The sequence below is a fragment of the Acinetobacter sp. GFQ9D191M genome, assembly GCF_011174875.1.
GTDB lineage: Bacteria > Pseudomonadota > Gammaproteobacteria > Pseudomonadales > Moraxellaceae > Acinetobacter.
The window spans coordinates 1-23,900 of the sequence record NZ_JAALGV010000133.1 but is presented as its reverse complement, the minus strand read 5'-3'; the positions used below and the strand labels follow the sequence as shown (position 1 = coordinate 23,900).

Annotated in this window: 20 protein-coding genes and 1 pseudogene; 6 read left to right on the top strand and 15 right to left on the bottom strand. The window is 43.5% G+C overall.

Annotation, left to right across the window (positions count from 1 at the left end):
* Nucleotides 1-524, top strand: a pseudogene (locus G5T77_RS16065) (rhombotarget A); the annotation flags it as partial.
* A 9-nt stretch (nt 525-533) separates the two neighbouring features.
* The gene (locus G5T77_RS16060; RefSeq protein ID WP_166138761.1) at nt 534-2,945 is read left to right on the top strand and encodes a CSLREA domain-containing protein; all 2,412 of its coding nucleotides are present in this window, start codon (nt 534-536) and stop codon (nt 2,943-2,945) included.
* A 50-nt stretch (nt 2,946-2,995) separates the two neighbouring features.
* Here G5T77_RS16060 and G5T77_RS16055 read toward each other — a convergent pair whose 3' ends face one another.
* The 5 genes from G5T77_RS16055 to G5T77_RS16035 all read right to left on the bottom strand — a co-directional run bounded on the left by G5T77_RS16055 (nt 2,996) and on the right by G5T77_RS16035 (nt 6,289).
* A complete protein-coding gene (locus tag G5T77_RS16055) occupies nt 2,996-3,403 on the bottom strand; it encodes a DUF3106 domain-containing protein (RefSeq protein WP_159124038.1) in 408 nt (135 codons plus the stop codon).
* Nucleotides 3,393-3,710: a hypothetical protein gene (locus tag G5T77_RS16050; protein ID WP_004784617.1), complete on the bottom strand. Its 318-nt coding sequence runs from the start codon at nt 3,708-3,710 to the stop codon at nt 3,393-3,395. Before G5T77_RS16050 ends, G5T77_RS16055 begins: the two co-directional genes overlap by 11 nt.
* On the bottom strand, nt 3,707-4,321 hold the full coding sequence (locus G5T77_RS16045) for an RNA polymerase sigma factor (RefSeq protein ID WP_159124054.1): 615 nt from the start codon (nt 4,319-4,321) through the stop codon (nt 3,707-3,709). Before G5T77_RS16045 ends, G5T77_RS16050 begins: the two co-directional genes overlap by 4 nt.
* A 167-nt stretch (nt 4,322-4,488) precedes the next feature.
* A complete protein-coding gene (locus G5T77_RS16040) occupies nt 4,489-5,265 on the bottom strand; it encodes an RNA methyltransferase (RefSeq protein ID WP_159124036.1) in 777 nt (258 codons plus the stop codon).
* 49 nt (nt 5,266-5,314) lie between these two features.
* The gene (locus tag G5T77_RS16035; RefSeq protein WP_166138758.1) at nt 5,315-6,289 is read right to left on the bottom strand and encodes a class 1 fructose-bisphosphatase; all 975 of its coding nucleotides are present in this window, start codon (nt 6,287-6,289) and stop codon (nt 5,315-5,317) included.
* A 183-nt stretch (nt 6,290-6,472) separates the two neighbouring features.
* On the opposite strand from G5T77_RS16035, the gene G5T77_RS16030 reads away from it, so the two are divergent.
* Nucleotides 6,473-6,658 (top strand): NF038105 family protein, encoded by a 186-nt coding sequence (locus tag G5T77_RS16030; protein ID WP_159124034.1) that lies wholly within the window; start codon nt 6,473-6,475, stop codon nt 6,656-6,658.
* A 90-nt stretch (nt 6,659-6,748) separates the two neighbouring features.
* Here G5T77_RS16030 and pal read toward each other — a convergent pair whose 3' ends face one another.
* The 10 genes from pal to G5T77_RS15980 form a co-directional block, all read right to left on the bottom strand.
* Nucleotides 6,749-7,321, bottom strand: a complete 573-nt coding sequence (gene pal, locus G5T77_RS16025) for a peptidoglycan-associated lipoprotein Pal (protein WP_159124033.1) — start codon at nt 7,319-7,321, stop codon at nt 6,749-6,751.
* A 55-nt stretch (nt 7,322-7,376) separates the two neighbouring features.
* The gene (tolB, locus tag G5T77_RS16020) at nt 7,377-8,660 is read right to left on the bottom strand and encodes a Tol-Pal system beta propeller repeat protein TolB (protein ID WP_171505601.1); all 1,284 of its coding nucleotides are present in this window, start codon (nt 8,658-8,660) and stop codon (nt 7,377-7,379) included.
* 202 nt (nt 8,661-8,862) lie between these two features.
* Nucleotides 8,863-10,194 (bottom strand): cell envelope integrity protein TolA, encoded by a 1,332-nt coding sequence (tolA, locus tag G5T77_RS16015; RefSeq protein WP_166138755.1) that lies wholly within the window; start codon nt 10,192-10,194, stop codon nt 8,863-8,865.
* Nucleotides 10,195-10,197: 3 nt separating this feature from the next.
* Nucleotides 10,198-10,647: a protein TolR gene (tolR, locus tag G5T77_RS16010; protein ID WP_159124030.1), complete on the bottom strand. Its 450-nt coding sequence runs from the start codon at nt 10,645-10,647 to the stop codon at nt 10,198-10,200.
* Nucleotides 10,647-11,345, bottom strand: coding sequence for a protein TolQ (gene tolQ / locus G5T77_RS16005; RefSeq protein ID WP_166138751.1), 699 nt, complete (start codon nt 11,343-11,345; stop codon nt 10,647-10,649). Before tolQ ends, tolR begins: the two co-directional genes overlap by 1 nt.
* 27 nt (nt 11,346-11,372) lie before the next feature.
* Entirely contained in the window at nt 11,373-11,780 is a 408-nt protein-coding gene (gene ybgC, locus G5T77_RS16000) for a tol-pal system-associated acyl-CoA thioesterase (protein WP_034170923.1), read from the bottom strand.
* A gap of 260 nt (nt 11,781-12,040) precedes the next feature.
* Nucleotides 12,041-13,384, bottom strand: coding sequence for an amidohydrolase (locus G5T77_RS15995; protein WP_171521906.1), 1,344 nt, complete (start codon nt 13,382-13,384; stop codon nt 12,041-12,043).
* Between the two features lie 531 nt (nt 13,385-13,915).
* Nucleotides 13,916-14,917 (bottom strand): Holliday junction branch migration DNA helicase RuvB, encoded by a 1,002-nt coding sequence (ruvB, locus tag G5T77_RS15990; protein ID WP_166138764.1) that lies wholly within the window; start codon nt 14,915-14,917, stop codon nt 13,916-13,918.
* Between the two features lie 235 nt (nt 14,918-15,152).
* Nucleotides 15,153-15,755 carry a Holliday junction branch migration protein RuvA gene (gene ruvA / locus G5T77_RS15985; protein ID WP_166138745.1) on the bottom strand — a complete coding sequence of 201 codons (603 nt, stop codon included), beginning with the start codon at nt 15,753-15,755 and terminating at the stop codon, nt 15,153-15,155.
* 120 nt (nt 15,756-15,875) lie between these two features.
* Complete coding sequence (locus G5T77_RS15980) at nt 15,876-17,216, bottom strand: deoxyguanosinetriphosphate triphosphohydrolase (RefSeq protein WP_166138742.1); 1,341 nt, start codon at nt 17,214-17,216, stop codon at nt 15,876-15,878.
* A 193-nt stretch (nt 17,217-17,409) separates the two neighbouring features.
* Between G5T77_RS15980 and G5T77_RS15975 the strand changes: the two genes are divergently transcribed.
* The 3 genes from G5T77_RS15975 (at nt 17,410) to G5T77_RS17290 (ending at nt 23,877) form a co-directional block, all read left to right on the top strand.
* Nucleotides 17,410-19,053: an arylsulfatase gene (locus G5T77_RS15975; RefSeq protein ID WP_166138739.1), complete on the top strand. Its 1,644-nt coding sequence runs from the start codon at nt 17,410-17,412 to the stop codon at nt 19,051-19,053.
* Between the two features lie 550 nt (nt 19,054-19,603).
* A complete protein-coding gene (gene purL, locus G5T77_RS15970; RefSeq protein WP_166138736.1) occupies nt 19,604-23,437 on the top strand; it encodes a phosphoribosylformylglycinamidine synthase in 3,834 nt (1,277 codons plus the stop codon).
* 314 nt (nt 23,438-23,751) lie between these two features.
* On the top strand, nt 23,752-23,877 hold the full coding sequence (locus tag G5T77_RS17290) for a KGW motif small protein (protein ID WP_252719426.1): 126 nt from the start codon (nt 23,752-23,754) through the stop codon (nt 23,875-23,877).
* Nucleotides 23,878-23,900 lie beyond the last annotated feature (23 nt).

Here is a 23,900-nt window from a genome sequence, read left to right as displayed (position 1 = left end):
AAAAGTGTCAACACACCCTAGATAACTTATTTTGTGACCGTGGTGCGATTGAAATTACAGTTCCAACATCTACCAGTCTGGTTGGACAGGATCTTCTAAAAGGAGAGACTGCAAAGTTTTCAATTGAATCTGCTTTAGGAGATAGTGATTTAATTCCTAAAGAGCAATGCAATAACATTATTGGAGAGAATCCAAAGGGTGAGCCTTGGCAAGATGGCTGCTTACAGGTTATCCAAACCAAAACTGTTTCCAAGGGCAAAACAGTCATTGATATTGATGGGAATGTTGTTTATACCCCAGATTCACAATGGCATGGTGCTGACATTTTTGAAATTCAGGTAGTTACTTCCTCTACACGATTTAATAAGTCCAAACCTTATCTGGTTTTAAGTACCCAGATTGTACAGGAACCTAAAAATGAAATGAAAGACAAGTCTGTGAAGACCTCGGGTGGGGCATGGGGGATTGCTGGCTTAATGGGCTTGATAGGGTTGATCGGCCTACGTCGCAGATTAAAAGATTAAGGAAAAATCATGAAAAATTATAAAAAAGGACTGCTTGCAGCCATGATTTTATCTGCCATGAGTTTAATGGCAGCCGAAGATAAAACCATATATGTCACTACATTTGCTGACGAGGACGGGGAAAATACCAGTGCCTGTTCCTTGCGTGAAGCCATTAAGACAGCCAAGCTGGATAAATCCTATGGAGGATGCAATGTTGGCCGTACATTGCGTAATGATGGTTCCGCTCCAGATGTCATCCAACTCGAAGCTGGGGAATACAAACTCAATAGTGAAATTATTGTTGAATCCCATGTCAATATTTTTGGAAAATCACCCTTCAATTATACTCAAAGAAGTCCTATTACCTTTTTATATCCAACACGTGAGGCTTTAACAACCACCATTTCAGGCCAAGGGAAAACCCGCTTATTTAATACGGTCGCTAGCCAAGCCAGCATGGTGGTAAATGGTGTCATCCTGAAAGATGGTTATGCTGCAAAAACCAGTCTGGATAAAGGTAATGGTGGAACATTTTATGTCGCCGGTCCTCTAAGCCTCGTGAATAGTGAAATTGTAAATTCACGAGCGGCTGCAGAAGGGGGAGCAATTTATGCAGTGGCGATGAATAATGAAAAAGTTATCAGGATTCAGGATTCCTTAATTCATCAGAATAAAGCAGCTACATATGGCAGTGTCTTGGCTATGGATTGTGTGGGGAATTTGGGCAGTACAGAGACCAAGCTAGAAATTAGCGCAAGCAGCATTGTCAAAAATGGTTCTACTGATACGGCCAGTATTCTGGACTTCTGTGGTTATGCCAAAGCTGATATTAGTAACTCTACGATTGCAAAAAATACGACCAGTACTACAGGTCATATTTTCCGAATGGCTAATGAAATCAGCCGTCCATTAAGTTCTTTCTTCACTTTTAGTGCCATTAATAACACGATTGTCGAAAATACTGCTCGCTCTACCATCTTTTATGACAATACTGGTAATTCGAGTCTGGCTTATAACGTGTTGGCCTTTAACCAGGGCTTGTCTTGTGAATATGCCTTGAATGGTGGGAATCCAAGTAAAGAACAAGGTGTAGATTTATTTACTGCTTATAATGCGATTCATACAAGTGGTTCCTCACGCTGTATATTACCTGAACTGGCAGAAAACAGTGTTTCAACGAATATTGATGTATCCAGTAATCAGATCACAGATCTATTAACTGCTTATATCGAACCTTCTGTAAATAACCGTTATTTAGGGATGTATTATCCTATTGATCGACAATCGAATACGGATCTGGTCAATATCGGTACAGAAAGTTGTGAAGAAACTGATCAGCGTGGAATTGAGCGGTTGACTAAGGCAACCTTATTATTTAATCCGGACGCAAAAAATTCCTGTGAAATTGGGTCAGTAGAAATCCGGCGCTTAACTGCAGCAGATATTTCTGGCCTAAAAAATAGTTCTTTAACAGAGTTGCTGGATTATTATCAGGAAAATATTGATGATATTAATTCTATTCTGGCCGATAAGAATACAAAACCTGAGGAAATACAGGGCTTAAAGGAAGAGCTAAAAGAATATGAGGATCTTTTAAAATATACCAAGCAATACCAGAAATATCGTGCCATATACGTTAATCCATTTAGTTTGGTCATGCCTCAAGAAACTTTAAATAATACTCAAGTACAAGCTAAAGCATTAAATTCACAAAATTATGAAATTACAGTGCAATCTTTAGGTGTAGGGTCTTTATCTGGATCAGGCAGTTCATTAATTGTTCAAGGTGCGCCGAATGACCCAAATTTAAAATGTGAATGGAAGCCTGACTTAAACCGTATCATGATGTATCGTACTGATGGCAAAGTAACCAGTCTCTCGGATACGGAGTATTGCCGTTATACAATTAAAGACAAGCAGACAGGTGCCAGCAGTACAGGTATTTTGCAGGGCGCATTTGTAAATATTAAACCGATTGTAAAAAATGATGAATATAGAATTAGCGCAGAGAACAATCTGACCGTAACTGTGAATCCATTAGAGAATGACAGCGATGATGGTGATGGTCCACGGATGAATGGCAAGGCTGCTTTCTATCGTGATAAAGATGGTCGTGAGATTCCAATTCGCATTGTCAAGCTTCCTGCCGGAGTAAACCTTTCCGCAGAGCGAGAAGGACCATGCCCAGGAAATTTTGCAGGTGAAACCTGCTATGGTGGAAAATTAACCTTTAGTGTGAAAAATACTTTTAGTCAGTCAGATTATGATATGCAGTATCATGTTTTTGATGCAGATGAGTTGATGTCAGATACAGCTAGAATTAACTTAAAAAATACGGCTAAAAATACCAATACATCATCAAGTGGTGGTGGTTCATTTGGAATTTGGGGATTGTTCGGATTATTAGGTCTGGCAGGATATCGCCGAGTTAGAAAATAATTGCAGCATGAAAAAAGCCTCCAGATGGAGGCTTTTTTATTTAACTTAAATTAATGAGTTTTAGGTTGAGTGAGTTGCTGGTATTTCTGGATATATTCTTCACGGATCGCCAGTCGTTCTTCTGGTGTTGCTTTTTGCATCCGTGCCCCTAACTCCTTACGTTCCTGGCTGCTCATCATTTGCCAGGTTTCACGCATACGCTGCTTTTCAGCTTCAGGAAGCTGGGTGAACCAATCCATGCGTTGCTGTAAATTAATACGTTGCTGTTCAGGCATTTCTTTTAAGGACTGATAACGTTTAATTAATGCCAGTTGCTCGGAATCAGAAAGTGTATCCCAGGTTTCGTTGACCTGCGTATTGGCATCTTTGGAAAAAATCCAAAAACGTTCAAATCCCGCAAAGCTGGTTTGCAGGAAGCTGAATGCACAAAATGCAATTGCTAATCTTTTAGCTGCCATGTGGAACTTTGTCCTCACCTAAAACCATTAACATTTCCAGATCTTCAAGCATCTGTGGGGAGAGTTTGGGGGTAGATACTGCCTGAGTCTGAGGTTCGTTATGGCTGACAATATTCGGTAGCACTACCACGCCAGCAATCGCAGCAGCCAGAGCAAAGCCAGACATTTTTAGAAATGCAAAGCGTGAATGTTGTGCGTCCTGAATATGCTCCAGCACATGATTCATCACCACCGGTTTATCCTTGTGGTGCTGTGCCAGTCCATCAAGTTTGGAAGTTACTTGCTTTAAGAAATCATCTTGCTTCATTCGGATGATCCTCCCAGATATGGATTTAAGTGTGCTAGAGAGGCACGTAGACCTTGAATAGCACGGTGATAATGGGTTTTCACACTGCCTTCTGTACAGTTCATAATTTGCGCTGTAGTTTGAGTATCAAAGCCTTCCCAGGCTCTGAGCATAAATGCTTGCTGCTGACGCACAGGTAATTTGGCAATCGCCTCCTGAATTTCTTCAGCAGTTACTGCCTGATCCAGAAATTCTAAAGGTGAGGGCGTAGATTCATCTACCAGATTGTCAAATTCGACTTCGTCGTCATCAAGGCTGACTTTTTTGAAAAAGGAAAAGGGCTGGTTGCGACGTGCTTCTTTACGACGCCAATCCTGTAATTTGTTATTCAGAATCGTATAGAACAGGGGATACCACTCTTCAGTGCTTTTCTCTGCATAAGATTTATGCAAAGCAATAAAAGCTTCCTGAACCAGATCCATTGCGATCCCATGTTGTCCTTGAGTCGCACTTTCCATCATCACCAAAGCACGCCCAGTCACGTCCTGCATGAAATTTTTCAGGCGAGACTCTGCCGTACTCTTTAGAATACTCGCATCTTGTGACTGCAACGGTTTCGGTGCTAAATCCATAGAGATGGAAAATCCTGTCATTGGATACCCACCATTATTCCCAAGTTCATGTGCATATAACGTTGGGAATAACGATTTGGTTGACAATAAAACTTATTATTTTTGTAGTGTAATCTATTTTATAAATACACTGACTGGAATTAAAACAATGTAACCTAAATACCGTATTAGATACGTTGACGCACCATCTCAAAGAAACAGATAGAGCCTGCAATGGCAACATTCAGGGATTCCTGTCCACCTGGCTGTGGAATAGTCACCGCTTCGGCATGTTGCAGGGCATAGTCAGATACGCCTTGACCTTCATTGCCCAGAATCCAGACGCAGGCTTTACGCAAGTCTTTACTGTACAGGCTGCTAGAACGATGTGAGCTGGTGACATATACCGGAATCTTGAATTGCGGTAAAAGGTCTTCCAGTGCGATATTTTCAAAAGTTTGCAAAGAAAAATGCGCGCCCATACCTGCACGTAATACCCGTGGTGACCAAAGAGATGCTGAACCCTTAGTACAAATGACCTGATCAATACCGGCAGCTGCTGCTGAACGTAGCAGGGTGCCAACATTACCGGGATCCTGCACATTTTCAAGGATCAGAGTGTCAGCCGTAAAATCAAGTGCCTGGCTTGAGCTTGGAATATCGACAATCGCCATACATGCAATCGAAGTGCCTAAGGTACTCAGGTCCTTATAAAGCGATTCACCAATGACAAAGACCACACCGGTATATTTGTTTAAAATAATGTCGAAATCAGGATGCGCTAAAGCATGTTCAGTCGTGAAGATCGAATTGATTTTCTTGTTTTCATGTAACCATGCAAGACACAGGTGCGTGCCTTCAAGCACAGTCTGTCCTTGTTTTTTTCGATAAGAATTCTGTTCAATTAAACCGCGTAAGTGTTTAATTTTAGGATTGTCTTTGGATTCAAGGAAGATGGTTGGCATAAGAAGAAAGTCCACGGCAGTCAATCAAAGATCAACTGCCGTTTAAAAATTAGTGGTGGTAGCTGGTCACAAGCTCAACTTCATTTTTTGAGCCAATGATGACAGGAACACGTTGATGCAGATTTGTAGGTTCGATTTCAAGAATGCGGACACGACCAGTCGTTGATGCACCGCCAGCCTGTTCCATCAGCATACTCATTGGATTGGCTTCATACATTAAACGTAAACGACCTGCTTTAGTTGGGTCTTTTAAGTCGTATGGGTACATGAAGATCCCGCTACGGCACAGAATACGGTGAATATCGCCGACCATACAAGCGACCCAGCGCATATTGAAATCTTTGGCGCGAGGACCTGTTTTACCTGCCAGCAATTCATCGATATAACGCTGTACAGGCGCTTCCCAGTGACGCTGGTTCGATGCATTGATTGCATATTCTTTAGTATCAGCAGCTACCTGAATCGCTTCAGAAGTCAACAGAAACTCTTGAGTTTCAGGATCGAAAGTGAAGAATACCACACCGGCACCCACAGTCAGTGTCATCATGGTTGATGGGCCATACAGCACATAACCAGCAGCAACCTGATTGACACCAGCCTGCATGAAGTCTTCTGCCTGAGTTACACTATTTTTTGCAGGAAGAATTGAAAAGATGGTACCCACACACATGTTGATATCAATATTGCTTGAACCATCAAGTGGATCGAACAATACTAGATATTGACCATTTTCCTGAGCTGAAGTGAATTCATCCAGTTCTTCAGACGCTAAACCGCCTACATGTGGATGTACTTTTAATGCATCAATCAGATAATCATTAGAAATCACATCCAGTTTCTTCTGCTCTTCGCCTTGAACATTTTCATGTTGAGCACTACCTAATACACCCGCTAGAGCACCTTTTTGCAGGAGTTGGTCAATACGCTTGCAGGTATTTCCAATTGTTTCAATTACTTGTGCAAGTTCAGGTGTGAGGTTCCCGCTTTGTTGTTGTAGAAATTGGGATAAGGTGCGGTATGACATAAGGGAAAAACTCCAAGACTTATAATCGGGGAAAAAAGATCAAAACGATATACGGCTATATTTTAGAGGAGAACGTCCGAAAAGGACAATTAAACTGAATTATTTGTTGTGATTTTGCCCTTGCAACTCCTGTGGAAAGTGCTATGTTGAATCAAAGGAAAAAATGATCATAGGAGCACAGAGATGACAACATTAAAGTTTGATGCGACTCCAACGCCGAGCGAAGCGATTAATCTCGATGAAATTTCTGAAGACAAGATGAAAGAAGCGTGGAAGGATTACGAAGCAAAACCTGAATATAAAAAATTCAATAAACACGACATGATTGAATCCATGCAAACTGCAGAAGAAGGTGAAGGCAAAGAGTAATTTTATTCTTTGATCTTTCAAATATCCCTCTAATAAAAAAGCACTCGATTGAGTGCTTTTTTATGAATGATGTATTATTTAAATGATCACTTATTTTAGTAGTGGTGGAACAGCTTCGTAGTTGATTTCTACACGGCGGTTTTCTTTCCACGCACTTTCATCATGGCCAGGATTAACTGGCATTTCTTTACCATAGCTCACTGCTTCAAGTTGGCCTGCATTTACACCAGAAGTGATCAGGAAACTTTCTACTGCTTTGGCACGACGTTCACCAAGCGCCATGTTGTATTCACGTGTACCGCGTTCATCTGTATGGCCTGTCAGAGCTACACGAGAATTGGCATTTGCCATCAGGAACTGGGCATGTGCTTGCAGAGTACGGATATCGTCATTGCTCAGTTCACTGCTGTCATAGTCAAAGTGAACTACACGTTTAGCTAAATAAGCCTTATTTTCCGCAGTTACACCTTTAGCAGATGCACCGGCCATATTTTGAGCACTTAAAGCTGCATCTTCACTTAGACCTTCAGTGTTTACAGTGGTGGTGCCACTGGTATCCAGGTTGCCAGTTTGGACTTCAGCTGCTGGTTTACGGCTGGCACAACCAGTCATTACGACTGCAGCTGCAAGTAAAGGAAGTGCAAATAATTTTACTTTGTTCATTCTTCATCTCCATGAAGGTTGATTATGGGGTAAAGCATTTATAAATATTGAACTATTATTTTGGTGCCCAAGCAGGTTCGCGGACTTCACCTGTTTCACTTGGCAAATTCATGCGGAACCGGCCATCGAGAGACATAATGGATAACAATCCACGGTTACCTTCGCGAGTGGCATAGACCACCATCTGACCATTTGGCGAGAAGCTAGGTGATTCATCCAGGCTGGTTGGCGTCAGGATATTGGTCACACCTGAGCTAATATCTTGTACAGCCACTTTATAGTTACTGCCACTTGGACGATGAACCAATGCAAGTTTCTTACCATCTGCACTTAAGGTCGCGCGGGCATTAAATGCGCCACGGAAAGTCAGACGTTTAGTACTTTCATTATTGAAATCATAGCGGTAAATCTGCGGAGAACCACCACGATCTGAAGTAAAGATAAATGATTTTCCATCTGGTGCATAACGTGCTTCTGTATCAATTGCGCTATCGTTAGTCATGCGTTTTAACTGGCGTGTTTCCAGATTCATCTGATAGATTTCCGGGTTGCCGTGCATAGATGCAGTGAACAGCATGCTCTTGCCATCTGGAGAGAAGCTTGGCGCACCGTTTAAACCACGGAAGCTGGCCAGCTTTTCACGTTGACCAGTCGCCAGATCCTGTACATAAATGGCCGGACGTTTGGTCTCAAAAGACACATATGCAATTTTTTTCGCGTCCGGTGTCCAGGCAGGTGACAGGATTGGATCACGCGAAGTCAAAATGGTCTTTGGCTGTTCACCATCCGTATCGGCAATCTGTAAGGTATAACGCTGCTCAGGCGTTGCCGGGTTACGTAAGACATAAGCAATACGGCCAGTGAAATCTCCCGGAATACCGGTTAATGCCTGATAGATGGCATCACTGATCATATGGGCTGCCTGACGGGTACGTGAAGCAGGAACAGTCAGCAACTCATTCAGTAAGTATTGACGTTTTTCGACATCATACAATTGATACTGAATGCTATAAGAACCATCCGGATTGGTCTTGGATGAACCGGTCACCACATAGGGTACGCCTGCAGCTGCCCAAGCTTCAGCATTTGGCGAATTTAGTTGTGCTGTAGCAGGTAAATTCTTCGAGGCACTGGCAAATTTACCAGAACGATTCAGGTCATTTTCCACCACCGGATAAATACTCTGATCCTGGCTAAAAGGCACAATGGCAATTTTAGGAGCAGCTTCAGGAGCTTTGGTAATTTCCAGATGCAGTTGGGCCTGAGACTGGGTCGCAGTGACCGCACCCAAAGTGGTCATGATTGCAAGGCAGAGTAGGTGTTTGCGTGTCTTTTCCATCATTCGTTATTTACTCAAATCAACGGAGTTATTTATAAGTGATTGGGCTACATCATCGCATGGATTTATGCGAAATAGACCACGAATTTATCATCAAACTGTTATATCACTATGGGGAGTGATTATTATTTAATCTGTTTCAATTGAAGTTTAACTCAAAAAAACAGCCATAACACTTTTTCTTTATTATGGCTGTTTTTCATTAATGAGCTGTAAAGGTTGAAGTAAAACTTCGTGCTTCACGGCGTGCATCCGGATCTGAAGGCATTGGATAAGGTGCAGCAGCACGTACTGCCGCTTCTACACTGGCTTTCATATCTGGATCACTGGCACTCACCACCACAGAAACCACAGAACCACTATCGCTCAAAGTGACCCGAGCAGTCGCTTTCTGGCCTGAGGAGCCCACAGGGGTATCCCATGCACGTCTGATTTTATTTTCGAAATCACGTTTTGCAGTAGAGGCAATTCGCTTAGATTCCGCTTTTTTCTGTGCAGCTTCTTCAGCAGCCTGTTTGGCTGCAGAGGCTTTGGCATCAGCTTCTGCTTTAGCCTTTGCCGCAGCCTCAGCTTTATGTTTAGCATCCGCCTCTGCTTTAGCTTTTGCAGCGGCATCAGCTTTATGCTTGGCATCAGCATCCGCTTTGGCCTTCGCAGCGGCATCAGCTTTACGTTTAGCTTCGGCCTCTGCTTTAGCTTTCGCCGCAGCGTCAGCTTTGTGCTTGGCATCTGCTTCCGCTTTAGCCTTCGCAGCCGCGTCAGCTTTACGTTTAGCTTCAGCCTCTGCTTTGGCTTTTGCCGCAGCGTCAGCTTTATGTTTAGCATCCGCCTCTGCTTTAGCTTTTGCAGCCGCATCGGCTTTACGTTTAGCTTCGGCATCTGCCTTGGCTTTTGCCGCAGCATCCGCTTTTGCCTTGGCTTGAGCCTCTGCTTTTTGCTTGGCGGCTAAATCAGCCTTTTTCTGCGCTTCAAGTTTGGCTTTTTGTGCAGCATCGGCTTTACGCTGTGCTTCTACTTCGGCCTTACGCGCTGCTTCAGCTTCAGCCTTAGATTTTTGTGCAGCCTCTGCTTTGGCTTTGGCAGCAGCCTGTTTTGCCTGTTCGGCGGCTTCAGCACGTTTTGCTGCTTCGGCTGCTTGCTGAGCGGCTTTGGCTTGAGCAAGCTCTGCCGCTTTGGCTTCTTGCTGAGCTTTTTGAATATCGATCTGTGGGGGTGCTGGTGCAGGCTGCGGTGCCGGAGGTGTCGGTGCAGCTGCCGTTGGAACCACAGGTGCAGGCTCTACACTCGGTTCAGCAGTTTGGGTAATTTCTTCTGCAATATTTTCATGTGCAGTTTCTTCAAACTCGGTTTCTTCACGAGTCACCGGCTTGAGGTCTTCAGGTTTAATTAAAACCGTTTTAATCTGTTTTGGCGGTTCAGGTGGCTTACTCATGCCCAGAAAAAGCAGGCCCACCAAAGCAACTGCATGGATTCCTAGCGTAAACCCAATCGCAATTGCTTTCTTCTGAAACGGTGGTTTCTGATAATTTTTCATACTTTATTCTAATGGCTTGGTCAGTAAACCCACTTGGGACAAACCGGCATCTTGCAGGCTTGACATCAAGGCCATCACATCGCCATAAGGGCGGGTGGTATGACCATTGATCACGACATTGAGGACCTTGTTTTCACTTTCCGCAGTGCTTTGCGCTTCTATCAAAGTCTGCGTCAAAGCCTCTAGGGTGACAGGACCTGTGGTCTGATTTTTATATTCCAGAAAATAAGTACCATCTTCTTTTAAAGTGACGATAGTAGGCGCATCTTTGGATTCGATCGGCAAGCCATTGGCCTGCGGCAAATCGACCTTGATGCCACTGGTAATCATTGGGGCAGTCACCATGAAAATGACCAGAAGTACCAGCATCACATCGATGTATGGCACCACATTCATGTCACTTTTCAGTGGTTTTTTAATACGCTCGAAGCGTCCTGAACGTTGAATGGCCATTAGTCATTGTCCTGCGTAGCGCCCACAGATTGACGTTGCAGCAGAGCTACCATTTCTTCAGCAAACAGGGCGCGGTCAGAGTACAGTGCTTCACCTTTAGATGTGAAATGGTTAAAGGCTAAAACCGCAGGAATTGCAGCAAATAAACCAATCGCCGTTGCAATCAGGGCCTCTGCAATACCAGGTGCGACAGTGGCCAAAGTAACCTGATCGACATCTGCCAGACCAATAAAGGCATTCATGATGCCCCAGACGGTACCAAACAGACCGACATAAGGAGCGACTGAACCAATACTGGCCAGCGCACCCAAGCCTTGTTCCAGATGTCCCTGATCACGACTTAAACCTACCCGCAGAATACGTTCGGTTCCTTCAATTGACTGGGCAGTTAGAGCATGGCGTTTTTTAAGTTTAAGGAACTCGCCCAGACCCTGATAGAAGATATCTTCCAGACCAGTACGTTTGGAATTGAGCTGGGCATTGTTATAAAGCGTCTTGAGTTCGGCACCTGACCAGAAAATTTTCTGGAAATGATCGTCGTCAGCCTGAGCCTTTTTATAGCTCATGGTTAACTTAGCAATCAGGTACCAGCTGTACAACGAGGCTAACAGGAGAGAAAGCATCACCAGTTGTACGACAGGGCTTGCTTGTAAAATAAGATCTGAGACTTGAAGAGATGATTCTAACTGAGTTGCCATAGCTGTTACGTGTGCCAAATAATTTTTTTAGTCTTGTTCCAATTCTTTATGAATCAGTTCGCGGATTTCATCAGGAAGTCGACGTGGTTTCATGTCTGCACTAATACATGCCAACTCGACCTCACCAGATGCAAGCATGATTTCACCACGATAAATATTTTGTTGCAATACAAATGATGAAGCTTTACATGAAATGACACGTGCAGTCACGGTAATCAGGTCATCCATGAGGATTGGGCGCATATATTTGACGTTAATTTTGTGCACAACAAAGTTATAGTCGGATTGATGCCAGTAGTGACTCACTCCGGAAGCACGTAACCATTCAGTACGGGTACGTTCCATATAGCGAATATGGTTAGCGTGGTAGACAATGCCACCCGCATCAGTATCTTCAATATAGACGCGGATATTGAATTCAAAGTGATTCGCCATAGTTTTGTTCCATGCAGATTTTACGAAATTATTGCTTGTTTTTAGAGGCTGGAGCAGGCTTAGAATTTGCCTTATTCATTCCAAAAGTCAAGCAATTTAGCGCGTCAAAGTTTAGCACTGTGAGCTTTGAGACCAATGGCACAAGATGTCAAATCTGGATGGAGTAGGGGCTAAGCCAGTACGGAACGGCCAATTGCTTATTAATACGGCGAAGTAAAAGCATGAATGAGACCAGTCACTCATGCTTGAGGAACTAAGAATCAGCTTTTGTTATTTTGCTTCCAGCTCGCTTGTACCTGATCAGCCACTTTTGGATAATCCAGAATAAAACGGACATGACTTTCTACGCCGGTTTTTAAAGTCGCATCATCGACTATAAAATTCGGGTTATGGTTCGGTGCTGCTTTGGCTGGGTCCTGATCGGCTGGCGTTGCACCGACGAAGACAAACAATGATGGCATCAGCTTGCCATAATAAGCAAAGTCTTCACTGGCACTAGCATTGTTATCAAGCAGATGCAGTTTATTTTCACCATTCACCTTAGCCAGAGTCGGACGCATCAATTCGGTCAAGGTTTTGTCATTGGTGGTAACAGGTGCATAGGGTGCAATTTCTACTTTGACTTTGACATCATTGGCTGCGGCATTGTGTTCCAGCATTTCCGGCAAGTCTTTTAAAATGCCTTGACGGACATCTTCACTGTTAGAACGAATCGTACCGACCATATTCACCTGATTAGGAATCACATTTCCTGTGGTACCACCCTGAATACTTCCAATACTGACCACGCCCATGCCTTTGGTTAAATCAGCTTTACGGCTTACCAGACTTTGTAAATTATTAATCATCTGTGCAGAAGCATAAATTGGATCGCGACCTGCCCAAGGCATTGAACCATGTACCTGATGGCCATCTACCTGTATACGTAAATGATCCGCGCTATTGAGAATTGCACCATCTTTATAGAAAATATTGCCGCTTGGCATACCCGCCATCACATGCATTCCAAAAATCACTTCAGGCTGAGGATTCTTGAGTGCGCCATCAGCCAGCATTTTACGTGAGCCGATCTGATCACCTTGACTAAAGTTATCAATATCTGCACCGCCTTCTTCTGCTGGCTGGAATACAAAAACTACGGTTCCGGCAATCTTATCTTTATTGGTAGCGAGCACTTTGGCTGCACCTAATAGCATTGCAGTATGCGCATCATGACCGCAGGCATGCATCACATAAGTTTCCTTGCCTTGATAAATACCTTTCTGCTTGCTGGCAAAAGGTACAGCTGCCGTTTCCTGAATCGGCAAGGCATCCATATCTGCACGTAATGCCATGACGGGGCCAGGTTTTGAACCTTTTAGAACGCCGATCACACCTGTTTTGGCATAGCCTTTACGTACTTCAATACCATAGGACTTTAATTCTTTTTGTACTAATTCCGAGGTTTTGAATTCCATATTGCCCAGTTCAGGATATTGGTGAATATGCTGGCGTAGTTTGATGGTATGCGCTTCGGCTGCTTTAACAGAATCATCTACCCAATCTGCTAAAGCCAGTTGACTGCAAAATAAAAGAGGGAGACAAAACGAAAGCGTCTTATGCATGTTCATATCAGGGAGAACCTTAAAAATCTGAATAGAGTTAAAGAGATGCCTGAGCATTACATAATGCACTACATTTGACCAAAACCCTCTGAATATGGATTTCATACCTTTTCGGTATATTCATTTTTAGTACTTGCTGATAAAGGGAATTTTACAGAGGTAGATATTGTAAAATTATGTAATTATAAAAATTTAACGGTCTATTTTATTTAAAAAATTCAAACGAATAGAGAATTATTAAAAGGAATTTGTATCTGATTTAAAAATCTTTCATTATCTAAGTTTCAACTATTTCTCTAAGTTAAATACTATTTTGGCATTAAAGTTGCTTGGATTATTTCATAATTATTATTGATAAAATTTAAAAGAAATAGCCTAAGTATTTGCTTAAAGAGCAATAACTATAATAGCTAAATAAACTACTTAATAATAAAGATTCGAGTTTGTGCTTTTGGAGCTAATTGATTGCAGTAGTCAATTAGCTCTTTTTCTTTATGATAAAAAATGGCTAAGCCAAAAGAATTTTAACCCTTACTTCGGCTCAGGCGGCGTTATGCCAAACTGTAAATAAGCCATATTGGTCGCAATACGACCGCGCGCAGTACGCATCACATAACCTTGCTGAATCAGATAAGGCTCAATCACATCTTCCAGCGTACCTGAATCTTCTGCCATTGCTGCTGCCAAAGCTTCTACACCCGCCGGGCCACCATCAAAGCGTTCTAGCAACATCGACAGGTAACGACGGTCGAGAGTATCCAAGCCATCTTTATCCACGTTCAACATATCTAATGCACGTTGAGCCATTTCCTGAGTGACTTCACCTGTGCCTTTGACTTGAGCATAGTCACGTACACGACGCAATAAACGGTTGGCAATACGCGGTGTACCACGTGAACGACGTGCAATTTCTTTTGCGCCATCTTCGGTCATTGGAACATCCAAGAGGCTTGCAGAACGTTTCACAATATGAGTGAGGTCATCGACTGAATAGAATTCCAGACGCTGCACAATCCCGAAACGGTCACGAAGTGGAGAAGTGAGTAGACCAGCACGTGTGGTTGCAGCGACCAAAGTAAATGGTGGTAAGTCCAATTTAATCGAACGGGCAGCAGGGCCTTCACCAATCATGATATCCAGCTGGTAGTCTTCCATGGCTGGATAAAGGATTTCTTCAATCACAGGTGACAAGCGGTGAATCTCGTCAATAAACAGAACATCACCTTCCTCAAGATTGGTCAGCATTGCTGCCAGATCGCCCGCACGTTCTAATACTGGGCCAGAAGTCGATTTGAGATTGCCACCCATTTCACGGGCAATAATATTCGCTAACGTCGTTTTACCCAGACCCGGAGGTCCAAAGATCAAAGTATGATCGAGAGCTTCGGCACGGCCACGAGCAGCACCAATAAAGATTTCCATTTGCTCACGCACCACGGGCTGACCGATATAGTCATCGAGGGAAGTCGGGCGGATGGCACGATCAAAATGATCTTCGGGTTTTTCAGAACCACTGATGAGACGGTCTTGCATATCTATTAACTTAATCTCTTTATCGAAGCTGTTTGATGCTGCAGAAACAGCCTCAAATAATGATTTGTGTTTAACTGCCATTGTGTAGGCGTTGTCTTACTTTTGAAAGATCAAAAGTAACAAAAATCTTTTGTTGAGTTGAAGGTACTTCCTGTACCTTAACTCAACCGGCGACATCCATGTCGCCAAAGCTCGAGCAAATTTTGGATTGAAAATTTGCTCATAGGTAAATTGCTTATTTATTCATCGACTTTAATGCAGCACGGATGATGTCACTGGCTTCGGTAAACTCACCTTTGGCTGCATTCACCAGTTTTTGCGCTTCAGCCGGTTTATAACCGAGAGACTGTAATGCAGCTTCAGCTTCAGCTACAGCTGAATTGCCCATAAACTGAATTTGTGGAGCTGTCGAATTGCTTGGAGCAGTGCCCGCAGACATGGCTTTAAAGCGATCGCGCAGTTCGATCATCAAACGTTCAGCAGTTTTCTTGCCGACACCTGGAACTTTAACCAAGGTATTTACATCTTCATTCTCAACTGTATGAATTAGCATTTCTACACTTAAGGTAGATAGAATGCCGAGTGCCATTTTCGGGCCAACGCCGTTCACTTTTAATAAAGTACGGAAAATAGTTTTTTCCTGAGTATTTAAAAAACCATACAGTAATTGTGCATCTTCACGTACGGCCAGATGTATCCATAGGGTAATTTTCTGGCCTTTTTGCAACTGGCAAAAAGTAGTGAGCGGCGTATCGATTTCATAACCCACACCATTCACATTTAATAATACAGTCGGTGCTTCCAGCGCCAGCACTTCACCAATCAGGCATCCAATCATCTTTTATCATTACTCAATTCAGTTTTGCAGCATAGTAGTCAGCATTTTCAGGAAAGGCAAAATCTCCTTCTGCAAAACAGGTGATTTTGCTGCAATAATCATCTAATCCAGCCAGATGTTTTATAACAATCCGGCTTTATTACCCTGCAATTCCTGTGACAGGTTATAAGCCTGATGATCCGAGAATTTCGAGATAATATCCAGCACCTGCATGATATTGTCATAATGGCTGTCTTTAAAATTCGCCCCTGAACGTTGCAGGATCGACATTAAACGTTGCTCCTTAAAACTCAGGTTTTTATGCGGTGTGGTCAGCGGGATAAAGGCATCCAGAATATTTTGCAGACTTTGATGGGCAATGATTTCTAAGCCTGCTTTTTGTGGATGTTCAAAAATCTTGTCACGTGCCAGTTCTTTGGCACGATTAATACCACTTTCAATATCTGACGAACAATATTGCAATAAAGTGCCTTGTAACTGGCCAGACAGAATCTGGTCATGATGGCGTGCAAAAGCAGTCGTCACTTCATTCACCAGACGTTTCATCACACGGCCACGCAGTGCAGCAATTTTCTGTTGCCAGGTCGTATCAGGCATGCCGATTTCAGAAGGCGTTCCATAATCTCCGAGCAGATTTAAAAATACCGGTTCCACTTCAGCATAGCTGAGCATGTTCAAGCTGATGCCATCTTCTAGGTCAATCAGGGCATAACAAATATCATCGGCTGCTTCGAGTAGATAGGTCAGTGGATGACGACAATATCGATACTCGCCGAGCTGGATTAGTCCAAGCTCTTCCGCAATTTGCTTTAAAATCTCTTTTTCTGCCTGATAGCAGCCAAATTTGGCACGGCTACTGGCAGGTAAATCTACTTGTGATGCCATGGTTTTTGACAGCCACGGATATTTTAAATAAGCACCCAAAGTGGCATAGGTCAGGCGCATGCCGCCATCATTTGGATGATAGTCAATCTTGGTTAGAAGCCGCAGGCCTTGGGCATTGCCTTCAAACTGACGTACATCTGCTTCCTGTTCAGGACTTAAATCTTTTAAGAAGTCAGTATGTGATACATCATCAAACCATTCGCGGATCGCATATTCACCGGCATGGCCAAAAGGCGGGTTGCCAATATCATGGGCCAGACAAGCGGCTTGAATGATGGCGCCCACATCCGCTGGAGACACCCAGGGTGGAAGCTGGTCTTTAATTTTCTCTGCGGCCAACATCCCTAGCGAGCGGCCAATACAGGAGACTTCCAGTGAATGCGTCAGGCGCGTATGAATACCATCGTGCTGGGTTAAAGGATGCACCTGGGTTTTACGGTTGAGCTGCCGGAAGCTCTGGGAAAAAATAATACGGTCATAATCTTTGTGGAACGGGCTACGGGCCAGTTCTGTACTCTGCTTTTTACTACCAATCCGAACTGTCGAAAGCAGTTCCAACCAACGCATTTGAGTCATTTATCATTATTCAGTTCTCTACTTTCTGCATCATGCCAAAAAAGAGCGTAAAGCACTAGGGCAGTGCGACATGAAATGTCATTTTGAATTAGCTTAGCTGAAATACAGCGAAAGATTGTCAATTTGGTGACAGGGCTGAGCCAGCAATTTCAGGCAAATTATGACCATAATAAAATCAATTTGCAGACCAAATATGACGACAGCACACGCTACACCACCTAATATTTTACTCATCGTCGCTGATGATCTGGGCTTTTCTGATCTGGGTGCATTTGGCGGAGAGATCCAAACACCACATTTAGATGCGATTGCCCTGGAAGGATTACGTTTAACTAATTTCCATACCGCTTCGACCTGTTCACCCACCCGTTCCATGCTGCTTTCCGGTACAGATCATCATCTGGCAGGATTGGGTTCCATGGCCGAAGCTATACGACCTGAACAGAAAGGCCAACCGGGTTATGAGGGGTATTTAAATGATCAGGTTGCGGCTCTACCGGAACTGTTACATGATGCAGGCTATTACACCATCATGTCTGGAAAATGGCATCTGGGCTTAACTCCAGACCGTTTTCCGGCACGCCGTGGTTTTGAAAAGTCATTTACCTTGCTCCCGGGTGCAGCCAATCACTATGCGTTTGAACCCGATATTCCAGAAGAAGAAATTCCGGACCTGTTGAAAGTAACTCGTGGGCTCTATGCAGAAAATGATGAATACATTACGGCATTGCCGGAAGACTTCTATAGTTCGGACTATTTCACAGATCGCTTGCTAGATTATCTGCAAGATGATGAGAGTCGTGCAGAACGCCCATTCTTTGCCTATTTGCCATTTTCAGCACCACACTGGCCTTTACAAGCCCATCCGGAAGATATTGCCAAATACAAAGGTGTATATGATGAAGGTCCTGAAGTATTACGTCAGAAGCGTTTAGCTAAAATCAAAGAGCTTGGTTTAGTAGGTGAAGATGCTACGATTCATCCAGTATTGGCAAAAACTAAATTCTGGGACAGTTTGACGGATGAAGAAAAGCAGTTCTCGGCGCGAACCATGGAAGTCTATGCAGCAATGGTCGATCGTTTAGATCAAAATGTTGGTCGTGTGATTAAGCATTTAAAAGAGACTGATCAATACGACAATACCATTATTATTTTTCTTTCGGATAATGGGGCAGAAGGCGCGCAGCTGGAAGCATTACCAGTCTTTGGTCCTGATATTGAGACCGTAATTGCCAAATATTATGACAATCGTCTGGAAAATATTGGCAAGGGTAATTCCTATGTCTGGTACGGTGAGCATTGGGCGCAGGCGGCCACAGCGCCATCTCGACTTTATAAAGCGCATACAAGTGAAGGTGGAATTCGTACACCTGCATTCATCAAGCATCAGGGCTTCGCACGCCAAAATGGCATCAGTCATGAATTTTTAACGGTGATGGATCTACTGCCGACTTTACTGGAAACACTGAATATCCAACATCCGGGACAGCAATATAAAGGTCGTGAACTGGTGCCATTACGGGGTAAAAGCATTTTGCCGTATTTGCAGCAACAGCAGGCCCATATTCATGCTGAAGACCATGTCACGGGTTGGGAGCTGTTCGGACAAAAAGCCTTACGTAAAGGGGATTGGAAGGCTTTATTTATTCCCGCACCGAATGGCCCAAACAAGTGGCAACTCTATAACCTGGCAGAAGATGGCGGTGAAACAGAAGATCTGGCAGAGCGTTATCCAGAAAAATTACAGGAGCTATTGGCAGACTGGAAAGTTTATGTACGAGAAAATGGTGTGGTAGAAATTGAAGGTGGGGGAATTTTATTAAATAAAACTGCCTAAGCTATTTCTGATGAATTATCGAATTTCATAACTGAGCAGATGCTTACAAGAATGAGCTGAAATAAAAAACAGGTCAAACGGCCTGTTTTTTATAGAGCAATAATTTTGATAGAAAGTAAATCTTAGTCTGTGGACTGAATATTTAATATAGTTGATCATCATTCAGACAGATGGCAAAAAGCAGCGCAGCTACCTATTTTTGATCAAGAAATAATAAAGAAGTCAATTCTTGGCTCATTTTTATTAAAAATTGAGATTAAATTTTAAACCACTTGATATGATCAATAGTGTTGAAAAATAATACAAAATTTTTAAGTTGAATTATTCTTGACTAGTTTTAATTTTTCTTTAACAAATTGTGTTAAGCTGTGCGACTACATTCAATTTTTTTATCTGAAAATAAAAGCATTATTTATAAAATGCTATAGCTTTTCGCTTGAGTTTTCTCATTTCCTCTCTAGCCGATTTATGTATTTCACAGTAGAATATGCGCTCTCTCAAGTCACATTGTGGCATGGTCGCTCGATCATCCCGTGGAGCCAAAATCAGCATGTTTATCGTTGCCGGTGCACCTGCACATTCTTCTTTTAAGAAAGCTCAACTACTCACACGTTTATCGTCAATTAGTTCTGTTCAATCACTAGAAAGTCAATTTGTTTATCTTTTTGACCAAGCGCTCAACGAGCAACAACAGCAATCCGCTTTACAGCTTCTCAACGATGGTCAATCATTTGAACTGCGCCAGGCTGCAAGTGATGAAATCCAGATTCTAGTGACACCGCGTGTAGGCACGATTTCACCATGGTCATCAAAGGCAACTGATATTTTTGCCAACTGTAATACACCGGTTCATCATTTAGAACGCGGTGTTTTGTTTACTTTGAAGGGCGAAAAAGAGCTTTCTAAAGAAGCATTACAGATCTTGCATGACCGCATGACTGAAAGTGTTTTCAATGCGATTGAAGATGCTGCAGTGTTGTTTACTGAAACTGCGCCAAAACCTTTGAACTCGATTGATATCCTGGGTCAAGGTAAAGAGGCATTGGTAAAAGCCAATAATGAGTTCGGTTTTGCGCTGTCTGAACAGGAAATTGATTACCTGACAGAAGCATTTACTAAACTGGGTCGTAACCCGAACGACATTGAACTGATGATGTTTGCGCAGGCTAACTCAGAGCACTGCCGTCATAAAATCTTCGGTTCTGAATGGACGATTGATGGTGAAGTTCAACCATTGTCATTGTTCCAGATGATCAAAAATACCTATAAAGAATCACCAACAGACGTATTGTCGGCTTATAAAGACAACGCATCGGTGATTGTTGGTTTTGATACGCAACGTTTCTATCCGACTCAAGAAGATAACGGTCAACACGTTTATAAATACAAGAGCCAGGCCGCTCACATCCTGATGAAAGTGGAAACTCACAACCACCCAACAGCGATTGCACCATTTGCCGGTGCAGCAACTGGTTCAGGCGGTGAGATTCGTGACGAAGGCGCGACTGGTCGTGGTGGTAAACCGAAAGCTGGTTTAACGGGTTTCACCGTATCTAACCTGAATATTCCTGGTTTTGAACAGCCTTGGGAAGAAAACTACGGTAAACCGTCACGTATGGCATCTCCACTTCAAATCATGATTGAAGGTCCATTGGGTGGTGCTGCGTTTAACAACGAATTTGGTCGTCCAGCGTTAACTGGTTATTTCCGTACGTTTGAACAAAACGTCAATGGCGAAGTGAATGGTTTCCATAAGCCAATCATGATCGCGGGTGGTTACGGTAACATCCGTCCGGACCACGTTGAAAAAGATGCGATTCAACCAGGCGATCTACTGATCGTGCTTGGCGGTCCAGCAATGCTGATCGGCCTTGGCGGTGGTGCTGCATCATCTGTAGACAGCGGTAAACTGGGTGAAAACTTGGACTTCGCTTCTGTACAACGTGAAAACCCGGAAATGGAACGCCGTTGTCAGGAAGTGATTGATACTTGCTGGCGTATGGAAGATGAAAACCCAATCGTTTCTGTACATGACGTCGGTGCGGGCGGTATCTCGAATGCGATGCCCGAGCTGGTAAATGACCATGAGCTTGGTGCGGTGCTTGATCTTCGTAAGATCCCATCGCTTGAGCCAGGCATGTCGCCAATGGAAATCTGGTCAAACGAAGCGCAAGAGCGTTATGTACTGGCGATCCGTCCAGAATCTCTACCTTTATTCGAATCGATCTGTGCGCGTGAACGTTGTCCGTTTGCGGTATTGGGTGAAGCAACTGAAGCGCGTCATTTAACCGTTGAAGATCCATTGTTCGGCAACAAGCCAGTGGATATGCCAATGCAAGTGATGCTTGGTGGTACACCACGTATGAGCCGTTCATATGAAACTGCTCCGCGTAAAGGCGATGACTTTGATGCGTCTAAAGTGACTGATCTGAAAGATGCGATTTATCGCGTGATCAAGAACCCAACAGTCGCTTCTAAATCATTCCTGATCACTATTGGTGACCGCTCGATTACCGGTATGGTGGCACGTGACCAGATGGTTGGTCCATGGCAGGTTCCTGTGGCTGATGCTGCAGTAACAACAACCAGCCTTGTCGGTTACACAGGTGAAGCAATGGCAATGGGTGAACGTCCACCAGTTGCATTGTTAAACCCAGCGGCTTCTGCACGTTTATCAGTTGCTGAATCGATCTCAAATATTATGTCTGCGAAGATTGAACAAATCAGTGACATCAAACTGTCTGCGAACTGGATGGCGGCGGCTGGTCAACCGGGCGAAGATCAAGCCCTATTCGAGGGCGTAAAAGCCATCGGTATGGAAATGTGTCCTGCACTGGGTATCGCAATTCCAGTGGGTAAAGACTCATTGTCAATGCGTACCACCTGGAATGACGAAGGTGAAGACAAATCTGTCACTTCTCCGATGTCAGGCGTGATCACTGCATTTGCACCAGTGACTGATGTTCGCAAAACATTGACACCTGAACTGAAAAATATTGAGTCTGTACTGGTTCGTATTGATCTGTCTAAAGGTCAGTTCCGTCTGGGTGGTTCGATCTTGGCTCAGGTGTATAAAGCCATTGGTTCTGTCACTCCAGATGTTGATAGCTTCGATGACTTCAAAGCATTCTTTGCACTGGTTCAAGATTGGAACAACCGTGGTCTGATCAAGGCTTACCATGACATCGGTGATGGTGGTTTACTGGCAACTGTTGCGGAAATGATGTTTGCTGCACGTCTAGGCGTAGCGCTAGAAGACCAATCAGTTGAAGCATTGTTCGCTGAAGAAATCGGTGCAGTTCTGCAAATAGCGAAAGCAGATTGGGAAGCATTACAAGCAGAAATCGCGACTTCTACTCTGAAAGATGCGATCTCTGTAGTAGGTACAGTGAACGACTCTGACCAGTTATCTGTAAATGGTCTGGTACTGGAACGTGCTGACCTGCAAGTCGCTTGGACTGAAGTTTCTCATCAAATCCAGCGTCTTCGTGACAACGTAGAAACTGCAGATCAAGAATTTGCATTAGTTACTGATAAATCACACAAAGGTTTGATTGCTCAACCGACATTTGATCTGAACGAGCAAATCGAAGCGCCGTACATTAATTCACGTCGTCCAAATATGGCGATTCTGCGTGAGCAGGGTGTAAATGGTCATGTGGAAATGGCAGCAGCATTTGATAAGGTCGGCTTCAATACAGTTGACGTACACATGAGTGACTTGCTTGCTGGTCGTATCAGCCTGGATGACTTCGAAGGTCTTGTCACTTGTGGCGGCTTCTCTTACGGTGACGTATTGGGCGCAGGCGGTGGTTGGGCGAAATCAGTATTGTTCAATCAGCAGCTTCGTGACCAGTTTGAGAAATTCTTTAACCGTCAGGAAACCTTCTCTTTAGGGATCTGTAACGGCTGTCAGATGCTGTCACAATTGGCTCCACTGATTCCAGGTGCAGATGCTTGGCCTCGTTTCCATCGTAACAAATCAGAAGTATTTGAAGCACGTAGCGTCAATGTTCGTGTAGAGAAATCTCACTCTGTATTATTAGAAGGCATGGAAGGTTCAATTCTTCCAATCGCTGTGGCACATGGTGAAGGTCGCGTAGTAGCATCGGCTGAAAACATTGCTGCATTGAATGCCAATAATCAGGTGATTATGCGTTATGTGGATAGCCAGGGTAATGCGACTGAGCAATATCCATTGAACCCGAATGGTTCGCCTGAAGGGATTTCTGGTGTAACTTCGAAAGATGGTCGTGCGACTATCTTGATGCCACACCCTGAGCGTAACTTCCGTGCGATCCAGCACTCTTGGAAACCAGAAGACTGGGATCAGGACGGTGCATGGTTACGCATGTTCCGTAATGCGCGTAAGTTCATTGGTTAATCTGATTTAGCTTCAAAAAAAGGGTCGCAGCAGCGGCCCTTTTTTATAATTTGAACTTATGGGAAATTAGTAAAACTAGAAAAATCATTTACTTTTGTTTAGACTAGCTTTATCAATTGCCACCAGTGGGTGGCTTTTTGCTTTTTAAGCAGTTTGAAACATTTATTTAATTTTCTCCCGCTGAACTGGTTTAGATTTTGCTTTTATATCTGCATAGAAGTGATATTGTGTAAATAATGCACAATATTTATGCACTTTAAAGGAAAGATGGTATAGATCAGTTCAGTATCAACACTCAAGAATGAGGTGATGACATGGCTAAGATGCTCAGAATAATGGATAGAACAGAATTACGTCAGAAAGGTTGGTGGTTATTTGGTTTTGTCGTTGGCCTACAGGTACTGTTCTTGGTAGGCAGTTATTTGCTACAGAGTTCTTGATCAATGTCTTGTCCTGAAATAGA

What these genes read in the sequence shown, in the direction of transcription:
- G5T77_RS16060 (WP_166138761.1), top strand. Translation starts at nt 534, where the DNA reads ATGAAAAATTATAAAAAAGGACTGCTTGCAGCCATGATTTTATCTGCC.
- G5T77_RS16055 (WP_159124038.1), bottom strand. Translation starts at nt 3,403, where the DNA reads ATGGCAGCTAAAAGATTAGCAATTGCATTTTGTGCATTCAGCTTCCTG.
- G5T77_RS16050 (WP_004784617.1), bottom strand. Translation starts at nt 3,710, where the DNA reads ATGAAGCAAGATGATTTCTTAAAGCAAGTAACTTCCAAACTTGATGGA.
- G5T77_RS16045 (WP_159124054.1), bottom strand. Translation starts at nt 4,321, where the DNA reads ATGGATTTAGCACCGAAACCGTTGCAGTCACAAGATGCGAGTATTCTA.
- G5T77_RS16040 (WP_159124036.1), bottom strand. Translation starts at nt 5,265, where the DNA reads ATGCCAACCATCTTCCTTGAATCCAAAGACAATCCTAAAATTAAACAC.
- G5T77_RS16035 (WP_166138758.1), bottom strand. Translation starts at nt 6,289, where the DNA reads ATGTCATACCGCACCTTATCCCAATTTCTACAACAACAAAGCGGGAAC.
- G5T77_RS16030 (WP_159124034.1), top strand. Translation starts at nt 6,473, where the DNA reads ATGACAACATTAAAGTTTGATGCGACTCCAACGCCGAGCGAAGCGATT.
- pal (WP_159124033.1), bottom strand. Translation starts at nt 7,321, where the DNA reads ATGAACAAAGTAAAATTATTTGCACTTCCTTTACTTGCAGCTGCAGTC.
- tolB (WP_171505601.1), bottom strand. Translation starts at nt 8,660, where the DNA reads ATGGAAAAGACACGCAAACACCTACTCTGCCTTGCAATCATGACCACT.
- tolA (WP_166138755.1), bottom strand. Translation starts at nt 10,194, where the DNA reads ATGAAAAATTATCAGAAACCACCGTTTCAGAAGAAAGCAATTGCGATT.
- tolR (WP_159124030.1), bottom strand. Translation starts at nt 10,647, where the DNA reads ATGGCCATTCAACGTTCAGGACGCTTCGAGCGTATTAAAAAACCACTG.
- tolQ (WP_166138751.1), bottom strand. Translation starts at nt 11,345, where the DNA reads ATGGCAACTCAGTTAGAATCATCTCTTCAAGTCTCAGATCTTATTTTA.
- ybgC (WP_034170923.1), bottom strand. Translation starts at nt 11,780, where the DNA reads ATGGCGAATCACTTTGAATTCAATATCCGCGTCTATATTGAAGATACT.
- G5T77_RS15995 (WP_171521906.1), bottom strand. Translation starts at nt 13,384, where the DNA reads ATGCATAAGACGCTTTCGTTTTGTCTCCCTCTTTTATTTTGCAGTCAA.
- ruvB (WP_166138764.1), bottom strand. Translation starts at nt 14,917, where the DNA reads ATGCAAGACCGTCTCATCAGTGGTTCTGAAAAACCCGAAGATCATTTT.
- ruvA (WP_166138745.1), bottom strand. Translation starts at nt 15,755, where the DNA reads ATGATTGGATGCCTGATTGGTGAAGTGCTGGCGCTGGAAGCACCGACT.
- G5T77_RS15980 (WP_166138742.1), bottom strand. Translation starts at nt 17,216, where the DNA reads ATGACTCAAATGCGTTGGTTGGAACTGCTTTCGACAGTTCGGATTGGT.
- G5T77_RS15975 (WP_166138739.1), top strand. Translation starts at nt 17,410, where the DNA reads ATGACGACAGCACACGCTACACCACCTAATATTTTACTCATCGTCGCT.
- purL (WP_166138736.1), top strand. Translation starts at nt 19,604, where the DNA reads ATGTTTATCGTTGCCGGTGCACCTGCACATTCTTCTTTTAAGAAAGCT.
- G5T77_RS17290 (WP_252719426.1), top strand. Translation starts at nt 23,752, where the DNA reads ATGGCTAAGATGCTCAGAATAATGGATAGAACAGAATTACGTCAGAAA.